The organism is Pseudomonas kitaguniensis (assembly GCF_049199985.1).
Lineage (GTDB): Bacteria > Pseudomonadota > Gammaproteobacteria > Pseudomonadales > Pseudomonadaceae > Aquipseudomonas > Aquipseudomonas kitaguniensis.
This window is the reverse complement of sequence record NZ_JBLZPT010000018.1, coordinates 86,531-108,241: the sequence shown is the minus strand read 5'-3', so window position 1 is coordinate 108,241 and position 21,711 is coordinate 86,531. Positions and strand designations below refer to the sequence as shown.

Annotated in this window: 17 protein-coding genes; 13 read left to right on the top strand and 4 right to left on the bottom strand. The window is 60.7% G+C overall.

Annotation, left to right across the window (positions count from 1 at the left end; all coding sequences use genetic code 11):
• The first annotated feature begins 248 nt into the window (after nt 1–248).
• The 10 genes from betI to yccS all read left to right on the top strand — a co-directional run bounded on the left by betI (nt 249) and on the right by yccS (nt 15,335).
• Nucleotides 249–842, top strand: a complete 594-nt coding sequence (betI, locus tag ACOZK9_RS20475; RefSeq protein WP_058415170.1) for a transcriptional regulator BetI — start codon at nt 249–251, stop codon at nt 840–842.
• Between the two features lie 110 nt (nt 843–952).
• Nucleotides 953–2,425: a betaine-aldehyde dehydrogenase gene (betB, locus tag ACOZK9_RS20470; protein WP_058415169.1), complete on the top strand. Its 1,473-nt coding sequence runs from the start codon at nt 953–955 to the stop codon at nt 2,423–2,425.
• Nucleotides 2,426–2,553: 128 nt separating this feature from the next.
• Entirely contained in the window at nt 2,554–4,257 is a 1,704-nt protein-coding gene (gene betA / locus ACOZK9_RS20465) for a choline dehydrogenase (RefSeq protein WP_058415168.1), read from the top strand.
• 201 nt (nt 4,258–4,458) lie between these two features.
• Entirely contained in the window at nt 4,459–5,901 is a 1,443-nt protein-coding gene (locus tag ACOZK9_RS20460) for a TldD/PmbA family protein (RefSeq protein WP_421556425.1), read from the top strand.
• Complete coding sequence (locus ACOZK9_RS20455; RefSeq protein ID WP_152750678.1) at nt 5,901–7,217, top strand: TldD/PmbA family protein; 1,317 nt, start codon at nt 5,901–5,903, stop codon at nt 7,215–7,217. The genes ACOZK9_RS20460 and ACOZK9_RS20455 overlap by 1 nt, the downstream gene beginning before the upstream one ends.
• 313 nt (nt 7,218–7,530) lie before the next feature.
• On the top strand, nt 7,531–8,421 hold the full coding sequence (locus tag ACOZK9_RS20450; protein WP_152750680.1) for an alpha/beta fold hydrolase: 891 nt from the start codon (nt 7,531–7,533) through the stop codon (nt 8,419–8,421).
• Between the two features lie 36 nt (nt 8,422–8,457).
• Nucleotides 8,458–9,858, top strand: coding sequence for a multidrug transporter subunit MdtD (gene mdtD, locus ACOZK9_RS20445; protein WP_058415164.1), 1,401 nt, complete (start codon nt 8,458–8,460; stop codon nt 9,856–9,858).
• Nucleotides 9,859–10,130: 272 nt separating this feature from the next.
• Nucleotides 10,131–11,468, top strand: coding sequence for an ATP-dependent RNA helicase DbpA (dbpA, locus tag ACOZK9_RS20440; RefSeq protein WP_235592463.1), 1,338 nt, complete (start codon nt 10,131–10,133; stop codon nt 11,466–11,468).
• A gap of 158 nt (nt 11,469–11,626) precedes the next feature.
• A complete protein-coding gene (locus tag ACOZK9_RS20435; protein WP_058415162.1) occupies nt 11,627–12,805 on the top strand; it encodes a BaiN/RdsA family NAD(P)/FAD-dependent oxidoreductase in 1,179 nt (392 codons plus the stop codon).
• Nucleotides 12,806–13,151: 346 nt separating this feature from the next.
• Nucleotides 13,152–15,335: a YccS family putative transporter gene (yccS, locus tag ACOZK9_RS20430; protein WP_152749140.1), complete on the top strand. Its 2,184-nt coding sequence runs from the start codon at nt 13,152–13,154 to the stop codon at nt 15,333–15,335.
• Between the two features lie 47 nt (nt 15,336–15,382).
• On the opposite strand, the gene ACOZK9_RS20425 is transcribed toward yccS, so the two are convergent.
• Complete coding sequence (locus tag ACOZK9_RS20425; protein WP_122252407.1) at nt 15,383–16,120, bottom strand: substrate-binding periplasmic protein; 738 nt, start codon at nt 16,118–16,120, stop codon at nt 15,383–15,385.
• A gap of 199 nt (nt 16,121–16,319) precedes the next feature.
• Here ACOZK9_RS20425 and ACOZK9_RS20420 point away from each other — a divergent pair, with 199 nt between their 5' ends.
• Nucleotides 16,320–16,772, top strand: a complete 453-nt coding sequence (locus ACOZK9_RS20420) for a GNAT family N-acetyltransferase (RefSeq protein ID WP_152749139.1) — start codon at nt 16,320–16,322, stop codon at nt 16,770–16,772.
• Between the two features lie 171 nt (nt 16,773–16,943).
• Here ACOZK9_RS20420 and ACOZK9_RS20415 read toward each other — a convergent pair whose 3' ends face one another.
• The 3 genes from ACOZK9_RS20415 to ACOZK9_RS20405 are packed head-to-tail and all read right to left on the bottom strand — an operon-like array spanning nt 16,944 to nt 19,908.
• The gene (locus ACOZK9_RS20415; RefSeq protein WP_058415158.1) at nt 16,944–17,240 is read right to left on the bottom strand and encodes a winged helix-turn-helix domain-containing protein; all 297 of its coding nucleotides are present in this window, start codon (nt 17,238–17,240) and stop codon (nt 16,944–16,946) included.
• Nucleotides 17,241–17,259: 19 nt separating this feature from the next.
• Entirely contained in the window at nt 17,260–17,760 is a 501-nt protein-coding gene (locus ACOZK9_RS20410; protein ID WP_058415157.1) for a M48 metallopeptidase family protein, read from the bottom strand.
• A gap of 42 nt (nt 17,761–17,802) precedes the next feature.
• Nucleotides 17,803–19,908, bottom strand: a complete 2,106-nt coding sequence (locus ACOZK9_RS20405) for a putative bifunctional diguanylate cyclase/phosphodiesterase (RefSeq protein WP_058415156.1) — start codon at nt 19,906–19,908, stop codon at nt 17,803–17,805.
• 310 nt (nt 19,909–20,218) lie between these two features.
• On the opposite strand from ACOZK9_RS20405, the gene ACOZK9_RS20400 reads away from it, so the two are divergent.
• Entirely contained in the window at nt 20,219–20,884 is a 666-nt protein-coding gene (locus ACOZK9_RS20400; RefSeq protein ID WP_152749138.1) for a polysaccharide lyase family 7 protein, read from the top strand.
• A 476-nt stretch (nt 20,885–21,360) separates the two neighbouring features.
• Complete coding sequence (locus ACOZK9_RS20395; protein WP_152749137.1) at nt 21,361–21,654, top strand: fructose-bisphosphate aldolase; 294 nt, start codon at nt 21,361–21,363, stop codon at nt 21,652–21,654.
• The last annotated feature ends 57 nt before the right edge of the window (nt 21,655–21,711 follow it).

The window sequence follows — 21,711 nt, the reverse complement described above, 5'->3', positions numbered from 1 at the left end:
GGTGTTATAAAGACACCGCGAAAATTCCAGAGCCGACGCGAGCGTCAGCAAGGCCTTGATACGGCCTGTTTCAAGGGTTTTTGCAGGTGTCAGATGCTGCGGCCCACGCGTAGGAAATACCTGTAGGCCGCGGCTATTTGTCGCAGAGCTTATTCTTTGTTGATTGAACGTTCAATCAAAACAAAATAGACTGGCCTTCAAGCCGGGGACGTTTATCGCCCATCGGCAGGCCTAAGGAGAGGTGCTACATGCCCAAGGTCGGTATGCAACCCATACGCCGCCAACAGTTGATCGAAGCCACGTTAACGGCCATCGATCAGGTCGGAATGGGCGACGCCAGCATTGCGCTGATCGCCCGTTTGGCCGGTGTCTCGAACGGCATCATCAGTCATTACTTTCAGGACAAGAACGGCCTGATTGCCGCAACGATGCGGTACTTGATGAATGTGCTGATCGAGAACGTCCACGAACGCCGGCTGGCGCTGAAAGACGACAGCCCCCGTGCCCACCTTCAGGTGATCATCGGTGGCAACTTCGACGCCAGCCAAGTCAACGGCCCGGCGATGAAAACCTGGTTGGCCTTCTGGGCCTCCAGCATGCACCACCCGTCATTGCACAGGTTGCAGCGGATCAACGATCACCGCTTGTATTCGAACCTGTGCTGCCAGTTCCGCCGGGTGCTGCCGCTGCCCGAAGCACGCAGCGCAGCCCGCGGCCTGGCAGCGTTAATCGACGGTTTGTGGTTGCGCGGCGCCCTGTCGGGAGACGCTTTCGACACGGAGCAAGCGCAGCGGATCGCTTACGAATACATGGATTTCCAATTGGCCAAGCAGGTGAGTTAGAGCACACATAAACGCTCAACCCCTGAACGTCTGCCGCTCAGTGTTGCCAGAACCCCACGGCTCACTTTTTGGCGGGTAACGCCAACCACTTATGCACTTGCGAGGACTTTATGGCCCGTTTCGAACTGCAAAAACTCTACATTGACGGCGGCTACAGCGACGCTGGCAGCGATGCCACTTTCGACGCCATCAACCCGGCTAACGGTGAAGTTCTCGCCCAAGTGCAACGCGCAACGTTCGATGACGTTGAACGTGCCGTGGTCAGCGCTGAAAAAGGCCAGAAAATCTGGGCCGCGATGACCGCCATGGAGCGTTCGCGCATCCTGCGCCGTGCCGTCGACATCCTGCGTGAACGCAATGACGAACTGGCCGCGCTGGAAACCCTGGACACCGGTAAATCGTTCTCCGAAACCAAGTACGTCGACGTCGTGACCGGCGCTGACGTGCTGGAATACTACGCAGGCCTGGTGCCGGCCATCGAAGGCGAGCAGATCCCGCTGCGTGACACCTCGTTCGTCTACACCCGCCGCGAGCCGTTGGGCGTGGTTGCCGGTATTGGCGCGTGGAACTACCCGATCCAGATCGCCCTGTGGAAATCCGCACCGGCCCTGGCCGCCGGTAACGCGATGATCTTCAAGCCCAGCGAAGTCACCTCGCTGACCACCCTGAAACTCGCCGAGATCTACACCGAAGCCGGCGTTCCAGCAGGCGTGTTCAACGTACTGACCGGCAGCGGCCGTGAAGTCGGCACCTGGCTGACCGAGCACCCGCGCATCGAGAAAATCTCGTTCACCGGCGGCACCGACACCGGCAAAAAAGTCATGGCCAGCGCGTCGAGTTCGTCGCTCAAGGAAGTCACCATGGAACTGGGCGGCAAGTCGCCGCTGATCGTGTTCGAAGATGCCGACCTGGACCGCGCCGCCGACATCGCGATGATGGCCAACTTCTACAGCTCCGGTCAGGTCTGCACCAACGGCACCCGCGTGTTCGTGCCCAAGCACCTGCAAGCGGCATTTGAAGCGAAGATTCTGGAGCGTGTTGCGCGCATTCGCATCGGCGACCCGCAAGACGACAACACCAACTTTGGCCCACTGGTCAGCTTCGCCCACATGGAAAGCGTGCTCGGTTACATCAAGCTGGGCAAAGAGCAAGGCGCCCGCCTGCTGTGCGGCGGCGACCGCCTGACCGATGGCGACCTGGCCAAAGGCGCGTTCGTGGCACCGACCGTGTTCACTGACTGCACCGACGAGATGACCATCGTCCGTGAAGAAATCTTCGGCCCGGTGATGAGCATCCTCACTTACGAGACTGAAGAAGAAGTGATCCGCCGCGCCAACGCCACCGACTTCGGCCTGGCTGCGGGCCTTGTGACCAAAGACTTGAACCGCGCCCACCGCGTGATTCATCAACTGGAAGCGGGCATCTGCTGGATCAACGCCTGGGGCGAGTCCGACGCAAAAATGCCGGTCGGCGGCTACAAGCAATCGGGTGTTGGCCGTGAGAACGGCATCAGCTCGCTGAACAACTTCACCCGCATCAAATCGGTACAGGTTGAGCTGGGCGACTACGCATCAGTGTTCTGATGAGCCTCAAGCGGCAAGCTACAAGCTGCCAGTAACAGCAGCTTGGTTTGCCGCACCTCCCAGATACACCGCTCGCTGCACTTTCTTGCAGCTTGAAGCTTGAAGCTTACAGCTCCCAAGGAGACCTTATGACTACAGAATACGATTACATCATTGTGGGTGCCGGCTCCGCCGGTAACACCCTGGCGACCCGTCTGACCGAAGACGAAGGCGTCACCGTTTTGCTGCTGGAAGCCGGCGGCCCTGACTACCGTCTCGATTTCCGTACCCAGATGCCCGCCGCCCTGGCGTTCCCGCTGCAGGGCCGTCGCTACAACTGGGCCTACGAAACCGACCCTGAGCCACACATGGACAACCGCCGGATGGAATGCGGCCGCGGCAAGGGCCTCGGTGGTTCGTCCTTGATCAACGGCATGTGCTACATCCGTGGCAACGCCATGGACTACGACAACTGGGCCAAATTGCCCGGTCTGCAAGACTGGACGTACCTCGACTGCCTGCCCTACTTCCGTAAAGCCGAAACCCGCGACATCGGCGCCAACGACTGGCACGGCGGCGATGGCCCAGTCAGCGTGACCACGCCGAAAGCCGGCAACAACCCGCTGTTCAACGCCATGGTTGAAGCGGGCGTACAAGCCGGCTACCCGCGTACCGAAGACCTGAACGGCTACCAGCAAGAAGGCTTCGGCCCGATGGACCGCACCGTCACGCCAAACGGCCGTCGCGCCAGCACCGCACGCGGTTACCTGGACACGGCTAAAAAGCGTTCGACGCTGACCATCGTCACCCACGCCCTGACCGACAAAGTGTTGTTTGAAGGCAAGCGTGCCGTGGGCGTGCGTTACCTGATCGGCGCTGCCGAAGAGCGCGTTGAAGCCCGCGCGCGCAAAGAAGTGCTGGTGTGCAGCGGCGCAATCGCCTCGCCGCAACTGCTGCAGCGCTCCGGTGTCGGCCCGGCCAAACTGCTCGAAAGCCTCGACATCCCGGTGGTCCACGACCTGCCGGGCGTCGGCGAAAACCTGCAGGACCACCTTGAGCTGTACCTGCAATATGCCTGCACCCAACCGGTGTCGCTGTACCCGTCGCTGCTCTGGTACAACCAGCCAGCCATCGGTGCCGAATGGCTGTTCAACGGCACCGGGATCGGTGCCAGCAACCAGTTCGAAGCCGGCGGTTTTATCCGTTCGCGCCCGGAATTCGAGTGGCCGAACATCCAGTACCACTTCCTGCCGGTGGCGATTAACTACAACGGCAGCAAGGGCGTGCAAGAACACGGTTTTCAGGCGCACATGGGTTCCATGCGTTCGCCGAGCCGTGGCCGCATCCAGCTCAAATCGAAGAACCCGCGGGACTACCCGAGCATCCTCTTCAACTACATGGCCAGCGAGCAGGATTGGCAGGAGTTTCGCGACGGCATCCGCCTGACCCGTGAAATCATGCAGCAGCCGGCGCTGGATCAATACCGTGGCCGCGAAATCAGCCCCGGCATCGAAGTGCAAACGGATGAGCAGCTCGACAAGTTCATCCGCGAACACGCCGAAACCGCGTACCACCCCTCGTGCTCGTGCAAGATGGGCGACGATGAAATGGCCGTAGTCGATGGCGAAGGCCGTGTGCATGGCCTGCAAGGGCTGCGCGTGGTGGATGCCTCGATCATGCCGATCATCACCACCGGCAACCTGAACGCGCCGACGATCATGATCGCCGAGAAAATCGCCGACAAGATCCGTGGCCGCCAGCCATTGCCGCGCAGCACCGCCGACTACTACGTGGCAGGCGATGCGCCAGTGCGTGGCAAGCCGATGCGTGAAGTCGGCCCTACCGCGCAGTAACGGTGTCGCTCCCATCGGGAGCGAGCCCCCTCCCACATTTGAAGGTATTCACACATCAAAATGTGCGAGGGGGCTTGCTCCCGATGAGGCCCGAACAGGCACCTCAACGCCCTCCGCCTGCCTACACTCTCCTTGATCAGCGCCCCGCCCCAGGCCTACTCTGTTGCCTGCCCGCGATGAGCCGCCCACAAGGAAGGCCCCATGTTCGAACACCACGCCACACTCAAAAAGCATTTCAGTGCCCTGCGCACCACCGCTGAATTTTTCTCGCTGCGTTACGTGCGCGAATCCGGCCAATACCTGTCGGTACGCAAAAACGTCGCCGCACCGCCACACTTGAACCACGACGAGGGCGCCATGCTCACCGTGCGTGTCAATGGCGTGGAAGCCTACGCCGCCACCAACGACATCTCCCTTGCCGGCCTGCAAGCCGCCCTCGAACGCGCGGAACAACAAGCCCGGCGGATCTTGCCGCACGCTCTGCTCGACCTGCACACGCAGCCCGTCGCAACTGACGTCGCCGACTACGTGTCGCCCGACCTCGACCAGCCCTTCCCGTCCTTGAGCGACTGCTACCAATTGCTCGGTGACGAGTCTGCGAGCGTGCCCAAAGACCAGCGGCTGGTGAGCTGGGAAGTCAGCCTGGGCACCACCCGCGTCGAACAGATCTACCTCAACAGTGCCGGCGCCGAACTGCGCCAGGCGCAACGCTTTGTTTACCCGGGCGTGAGCGTCACCGCCTTCGACGGCAACGACAGCCAAACCCGCACCTTGGGCGGCAGCAACTTCGGCCAGCAAGGCGGCGCGAACGTGATCAGCCGCTTCGGCCTGGTCGGCGCCGCCAGCAGCGTCGCCGACCAAGCCCTGCAATTGCTGCTCGCGCCGAACACGCCGCACGGCCCGCGCGACCTGCTGTTAATGCCCGACCAGATGATCTTGCAGATCCATGAATCCATCGGCCACCCGCTGGAACTGGACCGCATCCTCGGCGATGAGCGCAATTACGCCGGCACCAGCTTTGTGAAGGCCAGCGACTTTGGCCACCTGCAATACGGCTCCAAATTACTGAACGTGACCTTCGACCCGGAGATCCCCGAGCAGCTCGCCAGCTACAGCCATGACGATGACGGCACCCGCGCCAGCAAGCAGTTCCTGATCCGCGACGGCCTGCTGATCAAGCCATTGGGCGGTGCGCTGTCGCAATTTCGCGCGAATATGCCAGGCGTCGCCAACAGCCGCGCGTGCGGCTGGAATCGCCCGCCAATCGACCGTATGGCCAACTTGAACATCGAGGCAGGCGACAAAAGCCAGGCCGAACTGATCAGCGGCATCGAGCACGGTATTTTGATGAGCACCAACCGCTCCTGGTCCATCGACGATGCGCGTAACAAATTCCAGTTCGGCTGCGAATGGGGCCAATTGATCGAAAACGGCGAGCTCAAGGGCGTGGTGAAAAACCCCAACTACCGGGCGATTTCCGCGCAGTTCTGGCGCAACCTCAGCGCCGTTGGCGACGCCAGCACCTTCAAGGTTTTGGGCACGCCAAACTGCGGCAAAGGCGAACCCAACCAAGTCATCCGCGTCGGCCATGCCTCGCCCGCGTGCGTGTTCAGTAATGTCGATGTTTTTGGGGGAGATGCCTGATGAACAACTTCAAGGCACTGGTGGATTGGCTCAAGCAGTCGATCACCGACAAGGAACAATTCCACCTCGGCTTTGCTGCCGAATCATCCGAATTCGTGCGTTTCAACCACGCCAAAGTGCGCCAGGCCGGGCAAGTGCAACAGGCCAGTGTGAACCTCAAGCTGATCAGCGATGGCCGGCATGCCGACCTCGGCATCACCCTCGCCGGTTCGCCGGAACTCGACCGCCAGCGCCTCGCCGATGGCCTGCAACAACTGCGCGAAACCCTGCCATTACTGCCGCAGGACCCGTACTTGCTGCTCAACCACGACGCCTGGCAAAGCCACAACGAACAGTTGCGACCCTTGCCGGAGCTGGCCAAGGTACTCGAAGCAATACACCAGGCCGCAGAAGGTGTGGACATGGTTGGCTTCTACGCCGCCGGCCCGATCAGCCGTGGTTTTGCCAGTTCAAACGGTGCATTCGGCTGGCATCAGGCCAATAGTTTTAACGTCGATTTCAGCTTGTTCCACGCCAACGGCGAAGCGGTAAAAGCCAGCTACGCCGGGCACACCTGGAACAGCGCCGAGTTCGCCGCGCGCTTCCAACAGGCGCGCGAGCAGTTGGAGTTTCTCGGCCGCCCGCTGCACAAGCTAGCGCCAGGGCAGTACCGCGCCTACCTCGCGCCGGCCGCACTGGAAGAAATCTTCAGCATCATCACCTGGGGTGGTTTTTCCGCCCAGGCCATCGCCAGCAAGGGCAGTTCGTTGCAACGCCTGTACGCGGGCGAACAGTCGTTGAGCCCATTGGTCACGGTGAACGAGCAGATCAGCGGCTCCTTGAGCCAGGCGTTTTCCACCGAAGGCTACCCGCGTGGTGATGTAACGCTGATCAGCGCGGGCGCAGCCTGCGGCCAACTGATCAACTCGCGCAGCGCCGCCGAATATGGCCTCAGCACCAACGGCGCGAGCAGCGACGAATCACCCAGCGCCCTGCAAGTGGCAGCAGGCAGTTTGGCCCAGGCCGATATTCTCAAACAGTTGGGCACCGGGCTGTACATCAGCAACCTGTGGTACTTGAACTACTCCGACCTGCCGGCGGCGCGCCTGACCGGCATGACGCGCTTCGCCACGTTCTGGGTGGAAGACGGCGAGATCAAAGCGCCGGTCAGCACCATGCGTTTTGATGACAGCGTGTACCAGTTGCTCGGCTCCCAACTCGAAGCCCTGACCGCTGAGCGAGAACTGCTGCTGTCGGCAAGTACCTACAGCCAGCGCAATACAGCCTCCAACTTGCTGCCGGGCGCCCTGGTAAAACGCCTGACGCTGACCTTGTAACCGCAGTTACTCCAATATAGGAGGGGCGGTGCGACGATTCGACTTGCTCCCGATAGCGGTGCATCAGCCAGTGAGTCATTGACTGATATACCGCTATCGGGAGCAAGCCCCCTCCCACAGTGTTTGTGCTGTTTTCACACACCTTGTTTCGCCCCTTCCTACCGCCCATTCCCATTTAACCCGTCTGCCCGCGTGGCCAGTTGTCGCCTCCAAAAAACCCCGCTATAACGGTTAGTGGCACTCTGCCACCCAACCCACGTGCGCGCACGTAAAGCATGACCTTGCCCGGGATAGGGCAAGCTGGAGCGTTGACATGAACCATGGAAGTTTTGTCATTCAAAAGCTGTTCAAACACTACAACGTGTACACAGAGCAACTAGGCAACGACCCAACCAAGAACACCGTGCTGATGGTCAATGGCGCACTGTCCACCACCCGCTCCTTTGCCCGCACCAGCAAGTGCCTGGCGCAACACTTCAACGTGCTGCTGTTCGATTTGCCGTTTTCCGGCTACTCCCGCGAGCACAACACTGACTTGGGCCTGGTGACCAAGGACGACGAAGTGCAAATCCTGCGGGCGCTGGTGGAGCGCTTCGAGGTCAACCACTTGGTGTCGGCGTCGTGGGGCGGCATCTCGACATTGCTGACCCTGGCGCACAACCCGCCCTCCATTCAAAGCTCGGTGGTGATGGCCCTGGCCCCCAACCTCAACCAGGCCATGCTCGATTATGTGGAACGCGTGCGCGTGCTGATCGAGGCCGACGACAAGTCCGCGGTCGGCGACCTGCTCAACGAGACGGTCGGCAAATACCTCTCGCCACGGCTTAAACGCAATAACCACCGGCACTTGTCGAGCATGGCCACTAACGAGTACTGCCAGGCGCGCTTTCATATCCAGCAAGTGCTGGCGCTGGGCGATGGCAATTATCTGCCGGCGCTTACCCAAATCGAAACGCCGGTGCATTTTCTCAACGGCACGCTGGACGAATACACGCCCGCCGACGAGGCCCAGTTGTTCAAGCGGTATGTGGGGCGCAGCAGCTTTGCCAGTGCCGAACACACTGGCCACTTACTCGACCTTGAGTCGCGCGAGGCGGCGCTGGCGGTGCACCGTGCGCTGTTGGATTTTTTGGTTGGAAAGCACGCTGCGTTGTCAGACCTAGACGAACAGCCAATGGGAAAAGGCGCGACGGATGGCGCATAATCGCCGACACATAGCCTGCTAACAAAAAGGGTTCACATGCCGAATCGCGTCCCTCTCGATGCCAAGACCGCCCGCTGGCTGCCCTGGGTGGTGGCGATTGCCTTCTTCATGCAGTCGCTGGATGGGACGATCCTCAACACGGCGCTGCCGGCCATGGCCCGCGACCTCGCCGAAAACCCGCTGCGTATGCAAGGCGTGGTGATTGCTTACATGCTCACCGTCGCCTTGCTGATTCCGGCGTCGGGCTGGGTGGCCGACCGCTTCGGCACCAAAAAAATCTTCTTCGGCGCGATCATGCTGTTCAGCATTGGGTCCTTGCTGTGTGCGCTGTCCAGCAGCCTGAGCATGCTGGTCGGCGCGCGAGTGATTCAAGGCTTGGGCGGCGCATTGATGCTGCCCGTTGGGCGCCTGGTGGTCTTGCGCGCTTACCCGCGTTCCGAACTGGTGCGCATCATGGGCTTCATTACCATCCCCGGCCTGCTCGGCCCACTGCTCGGCCCGACGCTGGGCGGCTGGATGGTGCAATACCTGACCTGGCACTGGATCTTCCTGATCAACCTGCCGGTGGGCATGATCGGTTGCTACGCCGTGTGGAAACTCATCCCCGACCTGCGCGGCAGCGAGCGCACGCGTTTTGACAGCATGGGGTTTGTGCTGTTTGGCGCGGCGATGGTGTTGATCACCATCGCCATGGAAGGCTTGGGCGAACTGCACCTGCCGCACCTGCGGGTGATGCTGTTGCTGTTCGGCGGGCTGGCGTGCCTCGCGGCTTATTGGCTGCGCGCCGGGCATATCGATAACCCGCTGTTCTCGCCGGTGCTGTTCAAGACCCGCACCTTTGCCGTGGGCATTTTGGGTAACCTGTTTGCGCGGCTGGGCAGCGGCGCCCTGCCGTTTCTGGTGCCGCTGCTGTTGCAGGTGGCGCTGGGTTACTCGCCGTCGGAAGCCGGCATGAGCATGTTGCCGCTGGCAGCGGCGGCGATGTTTGCCAAGTCCATCGCGCGCACACTGATCGAGCGCCTCGGTTACCGCGTGGTGCTGACCGGTAACACGCTGTTGCTCGGCATGATGCTCGCCAGTATGGGCCTGGTCAGCGAGCACACGCCCTACCCGCTGCTGCTGTGCATGCTGGCGGTTTTGGGGGCGATCAACTCGCTGCAATTTACCGCGATGAACACCGTCACCCTGATCGACCTCGACGACGCCCAGGCCAGCAGCGGCAACAGTTTGCTCTCGGTGGTCGCACAATTGTCCCTCAGCCTTGGGGTGGCCTGCGCCGGCGCACTGCTCGGCGGGTTTACCCTGGAAACCGGCAACGACGGCGTCGAAAGCGTATTGGGCGCCTTCCAGTTAACCTTCCTCACGGTGGGCATCATGGCGATGCTGGCGGCGGCGATCTTCTTGCAACTGTCGCCCAAAAAAACAGCTGCAAGCTAAGGGGCAGCTTCAAGCTAAGGTGCAGCTACAAGCTTCAAGCTTAGGAGCAGCTACAAGCTTTAAGCGGTGACGCTGCTTGTAGCTTGTAGCTTGTAGCTTGTAGCTTGCAGCTTGCAGCTTGTAGCTTGCCGCTTGCCGCTGCCCACCCCCTCGTCCGAACGATGCGAGAAATTGGGTGGGGGCCTGTTACACTGCGCGACATTTTGTTTTGCAGAGCCAGTCCCGTGACTACCATCGCCACCGCTTTTAATACTTTGCCGCTCTCCGCCGCCATGTTGGCTAACCTCGACTCGCTGGGTTATGTCGAGATGACGCAGATCCAGGCGCAAAGCTTGCCGGTGATCCTCAAGGGGCTGGACCTGATTGCCCAGGCCAAGACCGGCAGCGGCAAAACCGCCGCCTTCGGCATCGGCCTGTTGAACCCGATCAACCCGCGCTACTTCGGCTGCCAGGCGCTGGTCATGTGCCCGACGCGTGAGCTGGCCGACCAGGTCGCCAAGGAAATCCGCCGTCTGGCCCGCGCCGAAGACAACATCAAGGTGCTGACCCTGTGCGGCGGCGTGTCCCTGGGCCCGCAGATCGCTTCGCTGGAGCATGGCGCGCACGTTATCGTCGGCACCCCCGGCCGTATCCAGCAGCACCTGCGCAAAGGTTCGCTGGTGCTGGACGGCTTGAACACGCTGATCCTCGACGAAGCCGACCGCATGCTCGACATGGGTTTCTACGACGCCATCGAAGACATCATCAGCAAAACCCCGGCACGCCGCCAAACCTTGCTGTTCTCGGCCACCTACCCGGTGAGCATCAAGCAATTGGCCTCCAAGTTCATGCGTGCGCCGCAACAGGTCAAGGCCGAAGCGTTCCACTCCGATGACCAGATCGAGCAGCGTTTCTACGAGATCTCGCCGGAAGAGCGCATGGACGCGGTGACCAAAGTGCTCGCGCATTTCCGCCCGGCCTCTTGCGTCGCCTTCTGCTTCACCAAGCAGCAAGTGCAGGAAACCGTGGATCACCTGACCGCCAAGGGCATTTCCGCCGTCGGCCTGCATGGCGACCTCGAACAGCGCGACCGCGACCAGGTACTGGCGATGTTCGCCAACCGCAGCACCTCGGTGCTGGTGGCGACCGACGTTGCCGCGCGCGGTTTGGACATTGACTCGCTGGACATGGTGATCAACGTCGAACTGGCCCGCGACTCGGAAATCCACATCCACCGTGTAGGCCGTACCGGCCGCGCCGGTGAGACCGGCATCGCCATCAGCCTGGTGGCGCCGTCCGAAGCGCACCGCGCCCAAGCCATCGAGCAATTGCAAAAATCGCCGTTGAACTGGGACCAACTGGACAACCTCAAGCCACAAAGCGGCGGCCCACTGCTGCCGGTGATGAGCACCCTGTGCATCGGCGCAGGCCGTAAAGACAAGGTTCGCCCAGGCGACATCCTTGGCGCACTGACCGGTGAAGCCGGCATACCGGGTGCTCAGGTCGGCAAAATCGCGATCTTTGACTTCCAGGCGTTTGTGGCCGTAGAGCGCGGGATCGCCAAGCAGGCGCTGCAGCGCTTGAATGACGGCAAGATCAAAGGCCGTTCGTTGCGCGTGCGTATCCTGTAAAAGCGCTCCCCTTCAATGGAGGCCTAATGTGGGAGGGGGCTTGCTCCCGATGAGGGTATTTCAGTCACCTGATGTGTCGCTGAACCACCGCCATCGGGAGCAAGCCCCCTCCCACATTTGCCTGTATTCCAATTCAGCACTTGTATGAGGACACCGTTTTGCGCTCGACCGAAGTTGTGATCATTGGCGCCGGCGCCGCAGGCTTGATGTGTGCACTGACCGCCGCCGGGCGTGGGCGCAAGGTGATGTTGATCGACCACGCGAACAAGGCCGGCAAAAAGATCCTGATGTCCGGTGGTGGCCGCTGCAATTTCACCAATATGTACACCGAGCCTGCCAACTTCCTTTCGCACAACGCGCACTTCTGCAAATCCGCACTGGCGCGTTACACCCAGTGGGATTTTATCGCGCTGGTGGCCAAGCACGGCGTGCCGTACCACGAGAAAAAACTCGGCCAGTTGTTCTGCGATAACAAGTCGAGCGACATCCTCGGCATGCTGCTGGATGAATGCATCCAGACCGGCGTGAACATTCATCTGGACACCTCGATCGAGGAAATCGCCAAGCTCGAACGTGGTTATCAGTTGCAGACCACGCTGGGTGAGCTGCGCTGCGAATCGCTGGTGATCGCCACCGGCGGCTTGTCGATTCCGACCTTGGGTGCGACCGGTTTTGGTTATCAAGTCGCCAAACAGTTCGGCCATGAACTGCTGCCGACCCGCGCCGGGCTGGTGCCGTTCACCATCACCGACCAACTCAAAGACCTGTGCGGCGAGTTGTCCGGCACCTCGGTGGACTGCCTCGTCAGCTGCAACGACCAGAGCTTTCGCGAGAACCTCCTGTTTACTCACCGTGGCCTCAGCGGGCCGGCGATCTTGCAGATTTCCTCTTATTGGGAACCCGGCGACACCGTCGAAATCAACCTGCTGCCCGACCACGACGCCCACACTTGGCTGCAACAGCAACAGGTGGAGCGCCCCAACAGTGAGCTGAAAACCCTGCTGGGTGAAATCTTCACCAAGAAGATGGCCAACCTGCTGGCCGACACCTGGTTCGCGTCCAAACCGATGAAGCAGTACACCCACGCGGAAGTGGCTGACATCGCGCAAAAACTCGGCCGTTGGCAACTGGTGCCGGCGGGCACCGAGGGCTACCGCACGGCCGAGGTGACGCTGGGCGGTGTGGACACGCGAGAAGTGTCGTCCAAGACTATGGAATCGCTGAAAAGCCCGGGCTTGTACTTTATCGGTGAAGTGCTGGATGTGACCGGTCACCTCGGCGGGTTTAACTTCCAGTGGGCCTGGGCTTCGGGTTACGCCGCCGCGCAATACGCCTGAAAATTGGATGTGTGGGAGGGGGCTTGCTCCCGATAGCGGTGCCTCAGTCAGTACAGGTATTGCCTGAACTTCTGCCATCGGGAGCAAGCCCCCTCCCACATTAAGTGCAGTACAGGTATTGCCTGAACCTCTGCCATCGGGAGCAAGCCCCCTCCCACATTAAGTGCAGTACAGGTATTGCCTGAACCTCTGCCATCGGGAGCAAGCCCCCTCCCACATTAATTGCATTCCACATCTGGAGTGCAGTGCCTGGAATATATTTTGCCCATCGATGTGATCGCCACGCTTGCCGTGGCGTCTTTGATAGCTCAATTTAGCGGCATCGTCCCGGAAGACTCCAGACTTCATGTCATCGACCTCGTTCAAGCAGTCCATGCGGCGCCTGTGGGCGCTGGATAAATTCAGTTACAGCGTGCGCGTGTTCATCGCCCTCACCGGCAGCATGGCGCTGTGCTGGTATCAGGACGAGATGGCATTGCTGATCCCGCTGTTCCTGGGGATTATCGCCAGCGCGCTGGCCGAGACCGATGACAGTTGGCAAGGCCGCCTGAATGCCCTGGCGGTGACGCTGGTGTGTTTCAGCATTGCCGCGCTGTCGGTGGAGCTGCTGTTCCCGTACCCGTGGTTTTTCGCAATTGCCCTCGCCCTGGCCAGCTTCTGCCTGACCATGCTCGGGGCGCTGGGCGAACGCTATGGCGCAATCGCTTCGGCAACATTGATTCTGTCGGTGTACACCATGATCGGCGTCGACCAGCGCGGTGACGCCTTCACCGACTTCTGGCACGAACCGTTGCTGCTGGTGGCCGGTGCCGCATGGTACGGCGTGCTGTCGGTGCTGTGGCAGGCGCTGTTTTCCAACCAGCCGGTGCAGCAAAGTTTGGCGCGGTTGTTTCGTGAATTGGGGCGTTACCTCAAGCTCAAGTCCTCACTGTTTGAGCCGATTCGCCAGTTGGATGTGGAAGCGCGCCGCCTGGAGCTTGCCCAGCAAAATGGCCGGGTGGTCGCAGCGCTGAACGCGGCAAAAGAAATTATCCTGCACCGCGTGGGCAATGGTCGCCCCGGCTCGAAGGTCAGTCGTTACCTGAAGCTGTATTTTTTGGCCCAGGACATTCACGAACGCGCCAGCTCGTCCCACTACCCTTACAACGCCCTGGCCGACGCGTTCTTTCACAGTGACGTGTTGTTCCGCTGCCAGCGCCTGCTGCGCCAGCAAGGCAAAGCCTGCCAAACGCTCGGCGAATCAATCCAACTGCGCCAGCCGTTCATTTATGACGACAGCTTCGCCGAAGCGCTGGGCGACTTGAACGCCTCGCTGGAACACTTGCGCATCCAGAGCAACCCGGCCTGGCGCGGCTTGCTGCGCTCATTGCGTGCCCTGGCCGCCAACCTGTCGACCCTCGACCGCCTGCTCGGTGACGCGAGCAACCCCGACGCCCTCGCCGACGCCACCGACAGCAACCTGCTCGACCGTGCGCCGCGCAACCTCAAAGAAATGTGGACGCGCCTGCGCACGCAACTCACGCCCACCTCGCTATTGTTCCGCCACGCCCTGCGCTTGGCCCTGGCACTGACCATCGGCTACGGCACGCTGCACGCGATCCACGCCTCGCAAGGTTATTGGATCATCCTCACCACCCTGTTCGTCTGCCAGCCCAACTACGGCGCCACCCGGCGCAAGCTCGGCCAGCGGATCATCGGCACCGCCATCGGCCTCACCGTCGCGTGGGCGCTGTTCGACCTGTTCCCGAGCCCGCTGGTGCAATCGATGTTCGCCATCGCCGCAGGCCTGGTGTTCTTCCTCAACCGCACCACGCGCTACACGCTGGCCACGGCGGCAATCACGCTGATGGTGTTGTTCTGCTTCAACCAAGTGGGCGATGGCTACGGGCTGTTCCTGCCAAGGCTGTTCGACACCCTGATCGGCAGCCTGATCGCGGGCCTCGCGGTGTTCCTGTTCTTGCCGGACTGGCAAGGCCGTCGCCTGAACAAGGTGCTGGCCAGCACACTGACCTGCAACAGCATTTACCTGCGCCAAATCATGCAGCAATACGCCGCCGGCAAAAGCGACGACCTCGCCTACCGCCTGGCCCGTCGCAATGCGCACAACGCCGATGCGGCGCTGTCGACGACACTCGCGAACATGCTGATGGAGCCTGGCCACTTTCGCAAAGAAGCCGATGTGGGCTTTCGCTTTCTGGTGCTGTCGCACACCTTGCTCAGCTATTTGTCGGGGCTGGGGGCGCACCGCGAAACCCTGTTGCCGGCCGAAGTGCGTGAGCATTTGATCGACGGCGCGGGCAATACCCTGGCCGCGAGCATCGACGAAATCGCCACGGCGCTGGCCAACAAACAGCCGATCGCGATTCAGAGCGACGCCGAAGAAGCCCTGGCGGCGGACCTTGAGCAGATGCCGGATGAGATCGATGAAGGGCAGCGACTGGTGCAGACGCAATTGGCCTTGATCTGCCGGCAGTTGGGGCCGCTGCGCACGCTGGCCGCGCACCTGATCAAAGATACCCGCGCGGCTTAGGCCGCCCTCGGGCGCAAGCCCCCTCCCACATTTGGCCCACAAGAACGCTACATTCCGTGCGCCTTCATCAACCGCGCATAACTGCCATCGAGCTTCATCCTGGCAATCTCGCGGTCAAAACCGGCGACGATCTGCTCATGCTCGGGGTTCTTCAGGCTGACCAGAATATGCAGGCTGTTTTCACTCAACGGCGTCGGCAAAAACTCCACCGCATTACGCACCTTCAGCGACTCGCGCGCGAGGTAGTAGCGGGCCACATATTCATCTTCCAGCGTTAGCCTTACGCGCTGCGCCGCAAGCATGCGCACGGCCATGGCGAAGTTATGCACAGGTACTTTTTGCAACTGCTCATCTTGGTCGAATGCCGCCGAATAGGCATACCCGCGGACCACGGCGATGGGCTCGCCGTGCAGTTGCTGCAAATTCTGATACTCGATAGGGTCTTCAACGCGCTTGATAAAACGCACACGGTTAACCAGGTACGGTTCGGAAAACTGCCCCAACTGCGTACGCGCAGCGTCATACCAGGCATTGACCAACACGTCATAGCGGCCATCGCCCACGCCCAGCAACGCACGCGCCCAAGGCACCTGTTCGAAATCACTTGCGTAGCCTGCGCGCGCCAAGGCCGTGCTGACAATATCGGTGGCCAGCCCGCCGTTGATCAAGGTGGCATCGGTAAAAGGCGGCCATGCATCCGCGACCAGACGCAGGCGCTGCGCGAACGCTGGCTGGGCCAGCAACAACACTGCGATCAAAGCAACGGCACGAGAAAATCGCGGCATGCTCAAGGTCCTTGGCGGGGCAGGTGATGGCCTTATAACAATAGCTCATCAATAATCCTGTACTGCAGATTACACAAAGAAGTCAGCGACGACTGAACTCAATGATGGCGATATGACGCCACTCACACAATTGCCGAATTTAGACAGCGAGGCACGCTGCGCTTACTATCGGCAACCGTCACTCAGAAGAGATCACACCATGAGCGTTGAATGGGTCTGCAAACATCACGATGAGCTTGGCAAGGAACAGTTGTACGCGATTTTGCGCCTGCGCAGCGACGTCTTCGTTGTCGAACAGAAGTGCGCTTACGCGGACCTCGACGGGCAGGACCTGTCGGGCGACACCCACCACCTGATGGCCTGGAACGATGACGCATTGGTGGCATACTTGCGCCTGCTCGACCCGGAGTCTCAGGGCGGCGATGTGGTGGTGGGTCGAGTGGTGGTGGCGCCGGTGGCACGCGGCACCGGGCTGGGCCATCAGATGATGCAGGAAGCGCTCACGCGCATTGCATCTATCTGGCCAGAAACGCCGATTTTTCTGTCAGCCCAAGCGCATCTGCAGGGGTATTACGGGCGGTACGGTTTTGTGGTGGCGGGCGAGGAATACCTGGAAGACGATATTCCCCACATCGGTATGCGCCGCCTCTGAGGGCGCCATCGGGAGCAAGCCCCCTCCCACAGTTGAATGTGTTCACACATTGAATGGGGTGGCTGTGCTGAAGCCATCGGAGCAGGCTCTTTCTCATATTTTGACTGTGTTCACACATCCACTGTGGGAGGGGGCTTGCTCCCGATGGCGGCAGGCCAGTCACCGCAGAACTCAGGGGTAACCCAAAACCTGCTTGATCGACGCCAGATTCGCCTCGATCCAGCCCCGATCAATCGCGCCCCAGCTACGAATCCGATAGTGCCCCGCATGGTTGCGGGCGCCGTCTTCCTGCTCGAATTCGCACACAATATCCAGGTCGGCCAGTGCGGCAATGGTGTCCTGCGCCGTGCGCCGGGGCATGCCAGTGGCCTCGGTCAACGCCGGCACGCTGCTGGCCTGCTGGCTGTCAATCAAGTACGCCACGTACAGGCGGCGGTAAAAACTGCTTTTGGTTTTGCTCACGTCCATGGTCTATCGCCTGGTGAGGTTAGGGCTTGCCCTGCAAATCGCGATACGTGAGGTACACCCGCAGGTCGAATTCCACCTGATGGTAGCCCGGCATCATGTACTCGCAGAGTTTATAGAACGCCTTGTTGTGGTCCGACTCTTTGAAGTGCGCCAGCTCGTGCACCACGATCATGCGCAAAAATTGCGGCGCGGCCTCTTTGAACAACGCGGCGATGCGAATCTCTTTCTTGGACTTGAGATTACCGCCCTGCACCCGTGAAATCGTGGTGTGCAGGCCCAAAGCGCGGTGGGTGAGGTCGAGGCGGTTGTCGAAGAGTACTTTGTCGATGGCCGGCGCGTTACGCAGGTGTTCCTGCTTCAAGGCCAAGGCGTAGCTGTACAGCGCTTTATCACTCTGCACCGCGTGGCGCTCGGGGTAACGCTGATCCAGGTACGCGCCCAACTGGTCCTTGGCGATCAGTTGGCGCACTTGCTCCTGGAGGGCTGCGGGGTAGGCCTGGAGGTATTTCAGCGCGGTCATGGGGTCTGCAACAGGGTTCGAAAGGCCGCCAGTGTAGCGAATTCAAAGCAGACGGGGGCGAGACCAGGCGGCCAATTCCTCGGCCATCAGCGGTTGCGCTGCCCACGGCCCCTGGATAAACGAGCAACCATTGGCTTTGAGCCAGTGCGACTGTTCGAGTGTTTCCACACCTTCAGCGATCACCAACACATCAAAATGCCCGCACAACTGGATAATACTGCGGGCCATCGCCGCGTCCCGCATCGAGCCTGGCAAGCGCGCGACCAGTTGCGGGTCCAGCTTGAGCGTATCGAACTCCAGGTCACGCAGATGGGCCAGTGAACAGCGGCCCAAACCGAAGTCATCGAGGGCAATACGCACCCCAAGCTGACGCAATAACTTGAGCTGCTTGTTGGCCTCATCCACGTTGTTCATGAGGCTGTCTTCGCTGATTTCCACCTCCAACTGCCGCCCCTGTAACCCATGTCGCTCGATGACCTGCTGCAGTTGGCTCGCAAGGTTAGGCATATTAAATTGGCTGCTGCTCAAGCTCACGCTCAACACCAGGTCTTCGTCAAAGGTGCTGTGCCAGGCCTGGCGCTGCGCCGCCACTTGCTGGTAGATCCAGGTGCTCAACTGGCTGATCAGCCGCGCCTCCTCCAGCAACGGTAAAAACAGCCCAGGCGGCACGTCACCGACACTCGGGTGCTGCCAGCGCAACAGCGCCTCGACGCCGCGCAAACGGCCGTCATCCAGCGACACCTGCGGCTGGTACACCAGGGTGAAATCCTTGTTCTGAATGGCGCTGCGCACGCTGTCTTCGAGCATCAGGCGTGAACGCGCGCGGCCGTTCATTTCCTGATCGTAATAGCGATATTGCTGACGCCCCGCGCGCTTGGCTTCGTACATGGCAATATCCGCTGCGCGCAGCAGGCCGTTCAAGTCCGAGCCGCAGTCCGGGAACGTCGCAATGCCGATGCTGGCACCGAGCATCACATCCAAACCATCGACCTGCTGACACACCGACACGCGCTCGATCAGCTTCTCTGAAATCTTTGCCGCCTGTTCCGGGAATTCCAGCTCCAGCAACGCGGTGAACTCATCCCCGCCCATACGCCCCAAAATGTCGTAGGAACGCAAACACGCCTGCATTTGTTCCGACACCCAGCGCAACACGCGGTCGCCCGCATCATGGCCCAATGTGTCATTGACGCGCTTGAAGCCGTCGAGGTCCAGGTACAGCAACACCAGCGACAGCCCGTTGCGCTCGCTGCGCAATAAGGTGTTCTCCACCGCCTGGTGGAAGCCGCGCCGGTTCAGCAGCCCGGTCAACGGGTCGGTAACGGCCTGGAACTCCAGTTGCTGGTGCAGGTGGCGCACCTCGGACATGTCCAGCACCGTCACCACCATGGCCTTTTGCTCGGCGGGCAATGGCGCGCAGGACAAAGCCACCGGCACCTGCTGGCCGCGACCCGTGCGCAAAATGGCGTCGTGCTGGCGCCACGTCTGCCCCTTGCGGTACGCCTCGAACATCGGGAAACCCAACCAGGTGGGCACATGCGGCTTTTGCAGGAAACTCAAGAAGCTCTCGCCCTGCAACTCCGCCATGGTGGCATTGAGTAACCGGGAAATGGCCGGGTTGGCGTACTCGATCACACTGCCCTCGCCCACCACCAGAATGCCCTCGGCGGCGTTGTCGAGCACCGAGGCATTAAACGCGCGGGCAGATTCCAGGTCATGGCTCAGGCGCTGCAAGGCCCGGCGGTTGCGCTGCTGCTCCAGCAGGGCCTGCACCTTGGGCTTGAGGATATTCGGGTCAAAGGGCTTGAACAGGTAGTCGATCGCACCGCTGGCGTAGCCTTCCAGCACGGCGGCGGAGGACTGGGCATGGGCGCTCAAAAAGATAATCGGCGTCATACGCGTACGCTGGCTGCCGCGCATCAGGCGCGCCACTTCAAAACCGTCCATGCCGGGCATGCGCACATCCAGCAGCACCAGGTCGATTTCGTGCGCCAGCAGTAACTCCAGGGCTTCGAGACCGGAACTTGCGGTTATGACGCGCCAGTCTTCACGCTGCAAAAGCGCACGCATACTGCTGAGGTTTTCCGGGTAGTCATCGACCACCAGAAGAACCGAACTGCCATCGCCGTGGTGTGAAGCGCAATCCATGCTACGTCTCTTCCTGAAGGAACTACACCGGCTACTTCTGATAACAAAACCGGACAAACTCTGAGGGCTAACTCTAGCCCCGGTTCTAAAAAATCAGAAGTGACCTCAGTGCCATCATTGCGCCAAAGTTCAGGAAGCCGACTAACGGTCAACCTCTACAGCCCGCGGTTCATGGGAAACATGGCTTTTTGACACTCCTCTGACGCCAATAAATTGCCACGCAATGTTTAACAAGCCGGTGAGCACCGCCTATAAAGAAACAGTAAGGCCTGCGGGCCAAAGCCTTCACCCTCTGTAAAAGGCCAACACCATGATCGACCTTTCCACCTGGAACCTGAGCATTCCGGTCGGCTCCCCGCCCACGACAATCGACACGCCGAAACTGCTTAGCGGCTTCAAGGACCAATATTTCCAGGCCGAAGGCAGTGACGTGCAATTCTGGACGCCGGTGACCGGCACCCGCACCGAAAACGCCGTTTACCCACGCAGTGAACTGCGCGAAACCTACGCCGACGGGCGCTTGCGTAATTGGACCTACCCCGAGGCCGACAACTACCTGCGCGCCACCCTGGCCGTGACCCAAGTGCCGTCCTCCGGCAAAATCGTCATCGGCCAAATTCACGCGTATGACAGCCAAAAGCCGCTGATCAAACTTGAGTACCAATTCAAGGAAAAAACCCAGACCGGTAACATCGTCGCCAAAGTGCGCATGCGCCCGGATGAAGCGGAAGGCCGCGTGATCATCGTGGCCTCCAATGTGCCGTTGACGACGAGCTTCACTTACGTCATCAACCTCAATAAAGCCGGGCTGTTGAGTGTCGAGGCGGCCGACGGGCAGTGGAACGAGCGCATCGGCGCCGCGTGGGGCGACAAACCTTTGTATTTCAAGGCGGGGGCGTATGTGCAGGACAACAGTGGCGACACCAAGGAAGGCGCCCGCGTGACGTTTGCCAAGCTGGACATTGATCACGACTAAGCGCATTGGCCGCCATTTGTGTAGGCCATGTCCTATAAATACAAGGACCATTCCCTCAGCACAGTCACCCCTGTGGGCGGGGGCTTGCTCCCGATAGCGGTGGGTCAGCCACTTGATGCATGGGCTGGCCCACCGCCATCGGGAGCAAGCCCCCTCCCACAGTTGTTTTGTGTGGGCTGAGCAGGCAGTGTTGGTCCTACACGACCGTTGCGGCGGATCAGGTCGGCGCTTATAGTTCGCGCCGTCGCTGGCATTCATCAGCGACAGGGTTTCGCAGCCCTACAGAGTTAATTCCGCACCCGTCACAAACGGCCCCGGCGCTCAGCCGACGGCCGTCTTTGTTATGGCGGCTGTGCGTGGGAGACCTTCGGGTCTGCCGGGTCTTAACTCCTCGGTCTGCGAACCCGCGTACAGCTGCCACCCCACTTGTTTCGCAGCAAACGGTGGCTATTCTTCTCTTGAGTTAAGGATTTGCCATGACAACCCAACTGCCGCCCCGCCGCTTCTATCCCTGCGCGCAAACCGCCACCGACTCCCCCGTGCTGTTAATCGACAGCGAAGCCCCATTGCCGGACCTGCACGCCTGCCTGCGCGAACGCCTCAACGCAGCCGTTGAACACCTCAACCTGATGGCCTGCTCCAGCCTGCCGGACTTCGCCGAGCGCGACCTGAACAACGTGGCCAACACCGCACGCATTCTGGTGCAGGACGTGAGCGATGTGTTCCACGTGATCGAACAGCGTGGTTTGGATACGCCTGACGCAGCCTGATCAAATCTCACCCACAAAAAAGCCCGCATCGCTGCGGGCTTCTTTTAAACACCTAAG

Bases quoted from the DNA above. Each gene is read 5' to 3' on its own strand.
- betI (WP_058415170.1), top strand. From the start codon at position 249: ATGCCCAAGGTCGGTATGCAACCCATACGCCGCCAACAGTTGATCGAA.
- betB (WP_058415169.1), top strand. From the start codon at position 953: ATGGCCCGTTTCGAACTGCAAAAACTCTACATTGACGGCGGCTACAGC.
- betA (WP_058415168.1), top strand. From the start codon at position 2,554: ATGACTACAGAATACGATTACATCATTGTGGGTGCCGGCTCCGCCGGT.
- ACOZK9_RS20460 (WP_421556425.1), top strand. From the start codon at position 4,459: ATGTTCGAACACCACGCCACACTCAAAAAGCATTTCAGTGCCCTGCGC.
- ACOZK9_RS20455 (WP_152750678.1), top strand. From the start codon at position 5,901: ATGAACAACTTCAAGGCACTGGTGGATTGGCTCAAGCAGTCGATCACC.
- ACOZK9_RS20450 (WP_152750680.1), top strand. From the start codon at position 7,531: ATGAACCATGGAAGTTTTGTCATTCAAAAGCTGTTCAAACACTACAAC.
- mdtD (WP_058415164.1), top strand. From the start codon at position 8,458: ATGCCGAATCGCGTCCCTCTCGATGCCAAGACCGCCCGCTGGCTGCCC.
- dbpA (WP_235592463.1), top strand. From the start codon at position 10,131: ATGTTGGCTAACCTCGACTCGCTGGGTTATGTCGAGATGACGCAGATC.
- yccS (WP_152749140.1), top strand. From the start codon at position 13,152: ATGTCATCGACCTCGTTCAAGCAGTCCATGCGGCGCCTGTGGGCGCTG.
- ACOZK9_RS20425 (WP_122252407.1), bottom strand. From the start codon at position 16,120: ATGCCGCGATTTTCTCGTGCCGTTGCTTTGATCGCAGTGTTGTTGCTG.
- ACOZK9_RS20420 (WP_152749139.1), top strand. From the start codon at position 16,320: ATGAGCGTTGAATGGGTCTGCAAACATCACGATGAGCTTGGCAAGGAA.
- ACOZK9_RS20415 (WP_058415158.1), bottom strand. From the start codon at position 17,240: ATGGACGTGAGCAAAACCAAAAGCAGTTTTTACCGCCGCCTGTACGTG.
- ACOZK9_RS20410 (WP_058415157.1), bottom strand. From the start codon at position 17,760: ATGACCGCGCTGAAATACCTCCAGGCCTACCCCGCAGCCCTCCAGGAG.
- ACOZK9_RS20405 (WP_058415156.1), bottom strand. From the start codon at position 19,908: ATGGATTGCGCTTCACACCACGGCGATGGCAGTTCGGTTCTTCTGGTG.
- ACOZK9_RS20400 (WP_152749138.1), top strand. From the start codon at position 20,219: ATGATCGACCTTTCCACCTGGAACCTGAGCATTCCGGTCGGCTCCCCG.
- ACOZK9_RS20395 (WP_152749137.1), top strand. From the start codon at position 21,361: ATGACAACCCAACTGCCGCCCCGCCGCTTCTATCCCTGCGCGCAAACC.